Origin of the sequence: Duganella sp. BJB476 (assembly GCF_003416895.1) — a bacterium.
Taxonomy (GTDB): Bacteria; Pseudomonadota; Gammaproteobacteria; order Burkholderiales; family Burkholderiaceae_D; genus Rugamonas.
The window spans coordinates 443,532-453,512 of the sequence record NZ_QVIO01000006.1 but is presented as its reverse complement, the minus strand read 5'-3'; the positions used below and the strand labels follow the sequence as shown (position 1 = coordinate 453,512).

Genomic DNA, 9,981 nt, shown 5'->3' with positions numbered 1-9,981 from the left:
GCACCCTTATTGCTAAGGGGTCGCTCACTCAAAATACTGACAGGCCACTATTTTCATAGCGCCTATTTCATTACTTCTTGTGAACATTTGATATTTTAAGTTTCACGCTACCTAAGCAGCGTGTGCACTTTCATCAAACGTCCACACTTATCGACTGTAAATTTTTAAAGAACTTATTCGGTACTGCTTGCTGAAGAAGCGTTGTGTCCGTCAGCGAAGAAGAAAGAGTATGAAGCGTTTAGATCGTTTCGTCAACCCCATCTTTTTCTCGCTTCACTCGGCATTTGCATGCGCCGTTCTGCGAGGGGGCGAACTATAGCAAAGCGCCCGCAGGATTGGCAAGACCTATTTTTCTGTTCCCTGTCTCCCGCCGTCCAATCCTCGTTTCTTGCAGACTGTCGCAATAGCTTGGCAGGTGGCGGCGCCAATAGGTACAGTTGCATCATCAAAAAATTAGTTACACTTGCTTCGTACACAAGAGTGAAAGTCTTACATGTTTCCTATGCCTAAAACGCAAGACACCCTGAAAACCGCCGGCGCCTGGCTGCACCGCGGCTTTGACTCGACCGCAACATGGGTCACTCAGCTGTCGTGGTGGAAGTTCCTGGTCTTCGCGGTGTTGACACTGATCGCCGGCTCCATCCTGCAGGACGAGTTGTTTTCGTCCAGCCCCGACGAAGAAGTCGTGATCAAGAACGACAAGCATCCCAAACGCAAAAACGGCGACACCAATATCCTGATCGACGATAGCGGCATCCATTTCAACCCGCGCGGCAAGATCCGCAACAAGGATGCCGACAAAACCGATAGCAGCGACGACAACAAGGACGTTCCCGTCGCTCCGCCGGCCGAACCAGCGCCGCCTGCCGAGCCGGCGCAGCCCGCCGCCCCGGCAGGCAAGGCCGGCAAGCCAAGCAAACCGTCAGCCGCATCCGTCCCCGCCCTCCCCACCTTGCCGGGCGAAGAAGTCCATATCGACCTGCCGCCGCAAATTGGCGAGGAATTATCGAACGCGATTGAAGAAGCCGTCGACGACGCCGCCGAGCAAAAGGTCACCCGCTACCACCGCCAAGCCTCGACCTGGTTCAAGAGCTTCGTCTCGCTGCTGGTGCTCGCGCTGTTCGGCACCAAGGCCCTGATGGGCGGTAAAAAACGCGCCGAAGCCGAAACCCTGACCGCCAACGCCGCCGTCGAACGCGAATCCATGCAGCGCCAGCTCAGCGAGGCGAAGATGCAGATGATGCAAGCCCAAGTCGAGCCGCACTTCCTGTTCAACACCCTGGCCTCGGTCGAACACCTGATCGAAACCGACCCGCCGCGCGCCTCCGCCATGCAGCGCAGCCTGATCAAATACCTGCGCGCGGTGCTGCCGCAAATGCGCGACAACGCCCTGATCACCAACCTGGGCCGCGAAGCCGACATGGTACTGGCCTACCTGAACCTGTTGAAGATGCGCATGGAAGAGCGCCTGACCGTCGACTTCGAGATCCCCGACGGCCTGCGCACCGCCGCCTTCCCTCCGATGATGCTGCAATCGATGGTGGAAAACGCCATCAAGCACGGCCTGGAAGCCAAGCCCGAAGGCGGCACACTGAAAGTGCGCGCCGACGTGGCCCACAACAAGCTGCGCGTGATCGTCACCGACAACGGCCTCGGCTTCGGCGCCGTGCCCAGCGACGGCACCGGCCTGGGCCTGATGACCATCCGCGAACGCCTGAAATTGCTGCACGGCGACCAAGGCCAGTTGCTGATCGCCGCCAACAGCCCGAGCGGCGTGATCGCCACGATCGAAGTCCCGTACCAGCTGTCTAAATAAGAACGATTGATTATTACGACGATTCGTTGAATAATCCCTTGAATAACTAACTAAATAATTAACACTACACACCCTACCACGATGCCTACTGCGATTATTGCCGACGACGAACGACTGATGCGCGACCAACTGCGCATGCGCCTGGGCCAGGTCTGGCCCGAGCTGGAAATTATTGGCGAAGCCAAGAACGGCGACGAAGCGATCGAACTGGTCGACCAGCTCAAGCCGGACTTCACCTTCCTCGATATCCGCATGCCCGGCAAGACCGGCATGGAAGCCGCCTCCGTGATCGGCAACAAGAGCCACATCGTGTTCGTGACCGCCTACGACGCCTATGCCGTGGAAGCCTTCGAGCGCGGCGCGGTCGACTATGTGCTCAAACCGCCCGAGCAGGAACGCCTGCAAATCACGGTCGACCGCCTCAAGACCCGCATGAGCAAGCCGGCCGCGGCCGCCGACGTCAACGCCAGCGTGACGGCGATGCTGTCGCAACTGGCGGAAAAGATCGCGACGCCGAAACCAGCCTATCTGCAATGGATACAGGCCAGCATCGGCCAGGACCTGCGCATGATACCGGTCGAGGAAATCCTGTTCTTCCGTTCCGACGAAAAATACACCTGCGTACAGACCGAGCGCTACGAAGCGCTGATCCGCAAACCGGTGCGCGACCTGGCCGAAGAGCTCGATCCCGCGCTGTTCTGGCAGATCCACCGCGCCACGCTGGTCAACGTCAACGCCATCGAAGGCGTGACACGCGACATACGCGGCCGCCACTTGGTCATGATCAAGGGCAAGCCGGACAAGCTCGAAGTGAGCCGCAGCTTCCTGCACCTGTTCAAACAGATGTAATCTCGCCACAGACGCCAAGCGCGTCTGCGGCATATCAAACCCCTCCCCTGCGCTTGCTTTAGTGTGTACCCACGCGGCCCATCCCTGCCGCATGGGGAAGCGCATGGCCCGTATCCGATCACTGCTATTGCTCAGCGGCGCCGTCGCGCTGGCCAGCCGCCTTTCCTGGCGCACGGGCTGGCAATGCGCGCGCACGGCCGCCGCGCACAAGCGCAGCCGCGGCATCATCCAGCATGCCAGCGACGCCATCATCTCCACCGACGAACACCAGCACATCCTGCAAGCCAACCCTTCGGCCGCCACCATGTTCGGCACCACGGTGCAGGCCATGGAAGGATCGCCCTTGCAGCAATTCATCCCACGCGACCAGCGCCTGAGCAACGAACCGGCCAGCACGCGCTACTTCGGCGATACCGGCATCCGGCTGCGCATGAAAGGCCGGCGCGCCAGCGACTATGCCGTGACCGGTTTGAAAGCCAGCGGCCAGCACTTCCCGCTTGAAGGGTCGATCTCCTCGCTGACCGAAAACGGCCAGCGCATCTACACCATCATCCTGCGCGACATTACCGAACGCAAGCAGGTGCAGGAGCAGCTGGAACAGTCCTACTCCCAATTGCGCGAACTGTCGGCCGCGCTGCAAACGATACGGGAAGAGGAACGCAAGCACATCGCCCGCGAGCTGCATGACGACCTCGGCCAGCTGCTGGCGACGTTGCGCGTGGACCTGGCGCTGCTGCAGCAACAGCACAGCAACGATGTGGCCGCCCGCAAGCTTCAGGCGGGCATGGATGAACTGCTGATGTCGGCGATCACCTCGCTGCGGCGCATCGCCAGCAACCTGCGGCCGCGCGCGCTCGATGAGGGAGGTTTGTATTTTGCGCTGGAGAGCTTGCGCCAGGAATTCGTCTCGCGCTACGGCATCGCCTGCACGCTGGACGCGAACGAAGAAGACTTGATACTGGACGACGCCTACAGCACGGCCATCTTCCGCATTGCGCAGGAAGCGCTGACCAACATCACCCGCCACGCCGAAGCGCGCACGGTCTTGCTGTCGCTGTACCGCACCGACGGCCTGCTGCAAATCACCATCCATGACGACGGCCGTGGCATCGCCGAAAAGGATATGGACAAAGCTTCATCCTTCGGCCTGATCGGGATGCGCGAACGCGTCTGGGCACTGCATGGCGACATTTCCATCGTTAGCGACGGCGGCACCCGGATCATGATCCGGCTGCCGCTGCAGCCTCAGGAAAACGTCGCCTGATCCCGCTTAGAACGCGTGACGGATGCCGACGTTGAAGGCCTTGTCGCCGCTACCAGCTTCGTTGTTGTTACCAACGGTGTAGCCGGCGCCGTTCTTGTTCTTGATCTTGGCGTAGGCGACATACATGCCGGTACGCTTCGACACCGAGTACAGGTAACCCAGCGCCCACTGGTCGGCGTCCTGGTTGTTGACGGTCTTGTCGTTCTTGCGGATGTACGAAGCCATGATGGTGCCGCTAGGAGCGACTGGCACTTGCACGCCGATCAGCAGGTCGTTGCTGTCCAGGCTGGCCTTAGGTGCCACGGTGTAGCCGTAGGCGTTAGCCGATGGCAGGGCCGCGCTGTTCACGCCCTTGTCTGCGCCGTAGGCGAAGTAGGCTTTGACAACCTGGAAATCGTAGTTGATCGCGAACAGGGTGTTGCGGCCGCTGTCTTGCAGCTTGGCAGGGGTGGCGCCGACGGCAGCGGTGTCGTTGTTGCGGTTGTTGTACACCAGGCGCGCGGTCAGCGGGCCGTTGGCGAAGTTCAGGCCGAAACCGAACTGACGGCCGGCGGTCGAGCTGCCAGCTTGCTCGCCCAGCGAGTACAAACCGTCGGCGCTGAAGCCGTCCATCACTGGAGTCGAGTAGACCAGGGCGTTGCTGGTGCGGGTGTTCGCGCCGGCTGCCGGGAACAAGTTCTTGATGCTGCCTGCGTAACCGGCGCCGAATGGGTCGGCAACCTGGCTCATGGCGTTGTACAGCATGGTGTATTGGCGACCGATGGTCAGGGTGCCGGCTTCCTTGCTTTTCAGGCCGACGTACGATTGACGGTTGAACAGGGTGCTGGTGGTGTTGTCCAGCGTGCCATCGTCTACTTTCAGGCCGGTTTCCAGGGTGAAGATGGCCGACAGACCATTGCCCAGGTCTTCCGTGCCACGGAAGCCCAGACGCGACTGGCCGCCGATACCGCTGGTGACTTTGGTCACGCTGCCTGCCGCGCCGCCGCGCTCGCCGACCAGACCTGCGTCGACCAGGCCATAGATCGTGACATTCGATTGAGCTTGAGCTTGAGCTGCGAAACCGCCGATGATCATTGCTACCAGAGTAAGTTTTTTCACTTGATGTTCTCTACTGAAGGTTGGAAGAAGTAACTGCATGTAATCAATCTACGGGGCGAATCATGCCTATCAATTACTTCAACAATGTGACATCAACCATTTGTTGTAAATCAGCACCACAATGAACAAAGCCGCGAAACGCGGCTTTGGGAGTGGTTTTTATTTCAAGCGACAGTTGAGCAGGTAGTAGTACTCCAGCCGCTCGATGCGGATCTGCCGGGCCGACGTCGCGAAGCGCTTGCGCAGCGTACTGTCGGTCAGGTAGTTCTTCATCACTTCGTAGCGCTGGCCGTCGTCGGCGGTCAGGATCTGGAAAGTATTGCCTTCCAGATCGGTACGCGCGAACACCATGCTGTTGCCATCGACATAAGTCTCATCCAGCAACACCAGCAGCACGTCCTTGCCCAGCTTGGCCCGCAGGGTCTTCAGGTATTTCTCCTGGTCTTCACGCTTGACGTGTCCCCACAAGCCGGCCGCGAACACCGCCGTGTACTTGCCTTCCAGGTCGTCCGGCAGGTTGAAGGCGTCCATCACGCCGAAGCTCACGACATCCTCGTCCAGGCCGCGGGTTTCGGCCAACGCGATCATTTCCGGCACCAGGTCGGTGGCGTGCACCGATTCCGCCACTTCGGCGATCAGGTCGGTCCAGTAGGCAGTGCCGCAGGCCAGTTCCAGCACCTTGTGGCCCTGGAACAGCTCGGCGACCATTTCCTGCAAGTCATCCAGATCGTCGAAGCGCTCTTCCTGCGCGTAGACCTGGTCATAGTTATCGGCGTTGACGGCATAAAATTGTGCCAACTGGTTGGTAATCATGTCTTACTTTCTAATTTACAGTTCGTAGTGTTCTTTTGCACCGCTCATGGCCTGCTCGATCAATTTACGGTTGAGCGTAGGCGCCAGCAGTTCGATAAAGGTGTAGATATAGCTGCGCAGATAAGCCCCCTGCTTGACCGCCACCCGCGACACATTCATGCCGAACAGGTGCCCCACAGGAATGGCGCGCAGCGATTTGTCGCGCTCGGCGTCGAAGGCCATGCCCGCTATGATACCAATCCCCATGCCCAACTCCACATAAGTCTTGATCACGTCGGCGTCTATGGCTTCCAGCAACACGTCCAGCTTCAGCCCGCGCAGGGAGAAGGCATGGTCGATCTTGCTGCGGCCGGCAAAGGCGCCATCGTAAGTGATAATCGGGAAAGCGGCAATTTCTTCCAGCGTAATCTGCTTAGATTTAAGCAATGGATGGTCCGGCGCCACCACCACCACGTGTTCCCATTGATAACATGGCAAAGTTATCAAACCAGTCACGCCGGCGATGGATTCGGTGGCGATGGCCAGGTCGGCCTGGTCGCGCTGGACCATTTCGGCGATCTGCTGCGGATTTCCTTGCAATAAAGACAAGCGCACCTTGGGGAACTTCAGCATGAAGGCCTGCACCACTTTCGGCAGCGTGTAACGGGCCTGCGTGTGTGTGGTGGCGATGGTAAAACTACCACTGTCCTGGGCCGCATATTCCTTGCCGATGCGCTTGAGGCTGTCAATTTCCTGCATAATTAACTCCACCGATTCCAGCACCAGCCGCCCTGGCTCGGTCAGGCCACGGATACGCTTGCCGTGCCGGGTGAAGATATCGACGCCCAGTTCCTCCTCCAGCTCGATAATCGCCTTGGACACGCCCGGCTGCGACGTAAACAGCGCCTTGGCGGCATCGGTCAGGTTGTAGTTCTGGCGTACAGCTTCGCGCACGAAGCGCAGTTGGTGAAGGTTCATTGCGGGTCCAGGCTCATCATAAATTGAACGTCCATGCTTATACCCAATACGTATATAAGCAAATAAAGACTAAGTCGTATGGAATAAAGACGAAGTTTATTACTATTAGCGCTAGTTTGGGGGTTCTAGCAAGCGACTATCTAGGAAGAATATGTATCAATACGACCAATATGACCATCTCATCGTCCGCGAACGCATCGCCCAATACCGGGATCAAGTGCGCCGTCGCCTGTCCGATGAGCTGACCGAAGCCGAATTCCTGCCGCTGCGCCTGCAAAATGGCCTGTACATGCAGCGTCACGCCTACATGCTGCGCATCGCCGTGCCGTACGGCTTGCTGGCATCCAAGCAAATGCGCATGTTTGCGCACATCGCCCGCAAGTACGACCGCGGCTATGGCCACTTCACCACCCGCCAGAACATCCAGTTTAACTGGATCGAGCTGGAGCAGACCCCGGACATCCTGGCCGACCTGGCCTCGGTGGAGATGCACGCCATCCAGACCTCGGGCAACTGCATCCGCAACACCACCTCCGATCCCTACGCCGGCGTCGCCGCCGACGAGATCATCGATCCTCGTCCGTACGCCGAGGTGCTGCGCCAGTGGTCCACCTTCCACCCTGAATTCATCGCCCTGCCGCGCAAGTTCAAGGTCGCCATCAACGGCGCCGTCGAAGACCGCGCCGCCATCGCCGTGCATGACATCGGCCTGACCGTGGTGCGCAACGACGCCGGCGAGATCGGCTTCAAGTTCATGGCCGGCGGCGGCATGGGCCGCACGCCTATCCTGGGCAGCGTGATTCGCGACTTCCTGCCATGGCAGCACCTGCTGACCTACACCGAAGCCGTGATGCGCGTGTATAACCAGTACGGCCGCCGCGACAACAAGTACAAGGCCCGCATCAAGATCCTGCTGAAGGCCATCGGCGTCGAAGAGTTCACCCGCCAGGTCGAAGCCGAATGGGCCGACCTGAAAGACGGCCCGGAAACGCTGACCGTCGAAGAGATGCAGCGCGTGATCGACTACTTCCAGCCGCCAGCCTACAAGCAGCTGGACGACAGCGACGTGGTCGCGGCGCATGCCGGCAACAAAGCCTTCGCCAACTGGGTCAACCGCAACGTCAAGCCGCACAAGCAGCCAGGCTACGCCGCCGTGGTGCTGTCGCTGAAGAAGACCGGCGTGCCGCCGGGCGACGCCACCGCCGAGCAGATCGACTTCATGGCCGACCTGTCGGACCGTTACAGCTTCGGCGAACTGCGCGTCACGCACGAGCAGAACATCGTGCTGGCCGACGTCGAGCAATCGCAGTTGTTCACGCTGTGGGAGCAAGTCAAGGCCAAAGGCCTGGCCACGCCTAACATCGGCCTGCTGACCGACATGATCTGCTGCCCGGGCGGCGACTTCTGCTCGCTGGCCAATGCCAAATCGCTGCCGATCGCCGCCGCCATCGCGGAGCGCTTCGACAATATCGACTTCCAGCACGACATCGGCGAGATCGAACTGAATATCTCGGGCTGCATCAACGCCTGCGGCCACCACCACGTCGGCAGCATCGGCGTGCTGGGCGTCGACAAGGACGGCAGCGAATGGTACCAGGTGTCGATCGGCGGCTCGCAGGGCAACAACGCCGCCATCGGCAAGATCATCGGACCATCGTTCTCCGCGCTGCAAATGCCGGAAGTGATAGGCCGCCTGCTGCAAGTGTATGTGCGCGATCGCTACGAAGACGAATCGTTCGCCGACTGTGCGCAGCGCCTGGGCGTCGCGCCGTTCAAGGAATTTGTGTACGCCACGCCGATCGTCGAAGCCGGTCGCCTGGTAGGAGAGGATGAATATGTCTGACGTTAAGAACCTGATCATCAAAGGCCGTGAAGTGGTCGAAGATACGTGGCACGTGCTGCGCGCGCCGGAAGCGGCCGACGGCGGCGTGGCCCCTGAAGCCGACGCCATCGCCGCCCTGCCCGTCCCTGCGGGCAAGGTGATCGTGCCGGTCGCGGTCTGGAACGCCCAGCGCGAATCGCTGCTGGCGCGCGCCGCCGCCGGCGAGATCGGCGTCTGGATCGCCAGCGACGAACGCCCGGAAGCGCTGAAGGAAGACCTGTCCAAGTTCGCTCTGGTCGCCGTCGACTTCCCTAAATTTACCGATGGCCGCGGCTACTCGATCGCCTACAATCTGCGCACCCGCCTGGGCTGGACCGGCGAACTGCGCGCCATCGGCGACGTGCTGCGCGACCAGCTGTTCTCGATGCAGCGCGTGGGCTTCGACGCCTACGCCACGCGGCCGGACCGCAACATCCACGACGCGCTCAAAGGCCTGTCCGATTTCTCCGAGACCTACCAGGCATCGGTGGACCAGAAGGTACCGCTGTTCCGCCGCCACGCCCGCAACGTCGGCGTCAACACCGGCGACGCCGGCTACGGCATCTGATCGGAGCAGCCATGAGTGACCTGAACACGCTGATTGCCGACACCAACGCCACGCTGGCGCGCATCGTCAAGGACCACAGCCCGGCGGTCTTCGCCTCCAGCCTGGCGGCCGAAGACATGGTGCTGACCGACTTGATCCTGAAAGGCAAACTGGATATCGGCATCTTCTCGCTCGAAACCGGACGCCTGCATCCAGAAACGCTGGCCATGCTGGACCGCGTCAAGGAGCACTACGACGGCTACGAGATCGCGCTGTACAAGCCGCAGACCGAAGCGGTCGACGCCTACGTCGCCCAGAACGGCCTGAACGCCTTCTACGACAGCGTCGAGATGCGCCGCGAATGCTGCCGCATCCGCAAGGTCGAACCGCTGGGCCGCGCCCTTTCCGGCAACAAGGCCTGGGTCACCGGCCAGCGCCGCGCGCAGTCGGCCACCCGCACCTCGCTGATGGTGGAAGAAGACGATCCGGCCCACCTCATGACCAAGTTCAATCCACTGGCCGACTGGTCGGAGGCAGACATCTGGAACTACCTCCGCGACAACGGCGTGCCGTACAACGCGCTGCACGACCAGGGCTATCCATCGATCGGCTGCGCACCCTGCACGCGCGCCATCGAACCGGGTGAAGATGTCCGCGCCGGCCGCTGGTGGTGGGAGAACCCGGATTCGAAAGAGTGCGGCCTGCATATGGTCGACGGCAAACTGATACGCATTAAATCCGTGGCGGCGTAAGCGCGCCACACAAAAGAATAGGCA

9 protein-coding genes are annotated in these 9,981 nt (G+C 60.4%); 6 read left to right on the top strand and 3 right to left on the bottom strand.

Features of this window, described 5'->3' with window-relative positions; translation table 11 throughout:
- Positions 1-493 precede the first annotated feature (493 nt).
- The 3 genes from D0T21_RS24040 to D0T21_RS24030 all read left to right on the top strand — a co-directional run bounded on the left by D0T21_RS24040 (position 494) and on the right by D0T21_RS24030 (position 3,929).
- The gene (locus D0T21_RS24040) at positions 494-1,816 is read left to right on the top strand and encodes a histidine kinase (RefSeq protein WP_116993057.1); all 1,323 of its coding nucleotides are present in this window, start codon (positions 494-496) and stop codon (positions 1,814-1,816) included.
- An 81-nt stretch (positions 1,817-1,897) separates the two neighbouring features.
- Entirely contained in the window at positions 1,898-2,665 is a 768-nt protein-coding gene (locus D0T21_RS24035) for a LytTR family DNA-binding domain-containing protein (protein WP_026335193.1), read from the top strand.
- A gap of 103 nt (positions 2,666-2,768) precedes the next feature.
- Positions 2,769-3,929, top strand: a complete 1,161-nt coding sequence (locus D0T21_RS24030) for a PAS domain-containing sensor histidine kinase (protein ID WP_116993056.1) — start codon at positions 2,769-2,771, stop codon at positions 3,927-3,929.
- A gap of 6 nt (positions 3,930-3,935) precedes the next feature.
- Here the strand turns inward: D0T21_RS24030 and D0T21_RS24025 are convergent, their stop codons facing one another.
- The 3 genes from D0T21_RS24025 to D0T21_RS24015 all read right to left on the bottom strand — a co-directional run bounded on the left by D0T21_RS24025 (position 3,936) and on the right by D0T21_RS24015 (position 6,797).
- Positions 3,936-5,003 (bottom strand): porin, encoded by a 1,068-nt coding sequence (locus D0T21_RS24025; protein WP_116993054.1) that lies wholly within the window; start codon positions 5,001-5,003, stop codon positions 3,936-3,938.
- A 183-nt stretch (positions 5,004-5,186) separates the two neighbouring features.
- Entirely contained in the window at positions 5,187-5,840 is a 654-nt protein-coding gene (locus D0T21_RS24020) for a class I SAM-dependent methyltransferase (protein WP_116993052.1), read from the bottom strand.
- 15 nt (positions 5,841-5,855) lie between these two features.
- The gene (locus tag D0T21_RS24015) at positions 5,856-6,797 is read right to left on the bottom strand and encodes a CysB family HTH-type transcriptional regulator (RefSeq protein ID WP_116993051.1); all 942 of its coding nucleotides are present in this window, start codon (positions 6,795-6,797) and stop codon (positions 5,856-5,858) included.
- A 151-nt stretch (positions 6,798-6,948) separates the two neighbouring features.
- Between D0T21_RS24015 and D0T21_RS24010 the strand changes: the two genes are divergently transcribed.
- Genes D0T21_RS24010 through D0T21_RS24000 form a run of 3 tightly spaced genes read left to right on the top strand, consistent with a single transcriptional unit; the run spans position 6,949 to position 9,957 of the window.
- The gene (locus tag D0T21_RS24010; protein ID WP_116993049.1) at positions 6,949-8,640 is read left to right on the top strand and encodes a nitrite/sulfite reductase; all 1,692 of its coding nucleotides are present in this window, start codon (positions 6,949-6,951) and stop codon (positions 8,638-8,640) included.
- Positions 8,633-9,226, top strand: a complete 594-nt coding sequence (locus D0T21_RS24005; protein WP_116993048.1) for a DUF934 domain-containing protein — start codon at positions 8,633-8,635, stop codon at positions 9,224-9,226. The genes D0T21_RS24010 and D0T21_RS24005 overlap by 8 nt, the downstream gene beginning before the upstream one ends.
- Before the next feature lie 11 nt (positions 9,227-9,237).
- A complete protein-coding gene (locus D0T21_RS24000) occupies positions 9,238-9,957 on the top strand; it encodes a phosphoadenylyl-sulfate reductase (protein ID WP_116993047.1) in 720 nt (239 codons plus the stop codon).
- The last annotated feature ends 24 nt before the right edge of the window (positions 9,958-9,981 follow it).

Excerpts from the sequence above, each read along its gene's own strand:
- D0T21_RS24040 (WP_116993057.1), top strand. The coding sequence starts at position 494 with ATGTTTCCTATGCCTAAAACGCAAGACACCCTGAAAACCGCCGGCGCC.
- D0T21_RS24035 (WP_026335193.1), top strand. The coding sequence starts at position 1,898 with ATGCCTACTGCGATTATTGCCGACGACGAACGACTGATGCGCGACCAA.
- D0T21_RS24030 (WP_116993056.1), top strand. The coding sequence starts at position 2,769 with ATGGCCCGTATCCGATCACTGCTATTGCTCAGCGGCGCCGTCGCGCTG.
- D0T21_RS24025 (WP_116993054.1), bottom strand. The coding sequence starts at position 5,003 with ATGATCATCGGCGGTTTCGCAGCTCAAGCTCAAGCTCAATCGAATGTC.
- D0T21_RS24020 (WP_116993052.1), bottom strand. The coding sequence starts at position 5,840 with ATGATTACCAACCAGTTGGCACAATTTTATGCCGTCAACGCCGATAAC.
- D0T21_RS24015 (WP_116993051.1), bottom strand. The coding sequence starts at position 6,797 with ATGAACCTTCACCAACTGCGCTTCGTGCGCGAAGCTGTACGCCAGAAC.
- D0T21_RS24010 (WP_116993049.1), top strand. The coding sequence starts at position 6,949 with ATGTATCAATACGACCAATATGACCATCTCATCGTCCGCGAACGCATC.
- D0T21_RS24005 (WP_116993048.1), top strand. The coding sequence starts at position 8,633 with ATGTCTGACGTTAAGAACCTGATCATCAAAGGCCGTGAAGTGGTCGAA.
- D0T21_RS24000 (WP_116993047.1), top strand. The coding sequence starts at position 9,238 with ATGAGTGACCTGAACACGCTGATTGCCGACACCAACGCCACGCTGGCG.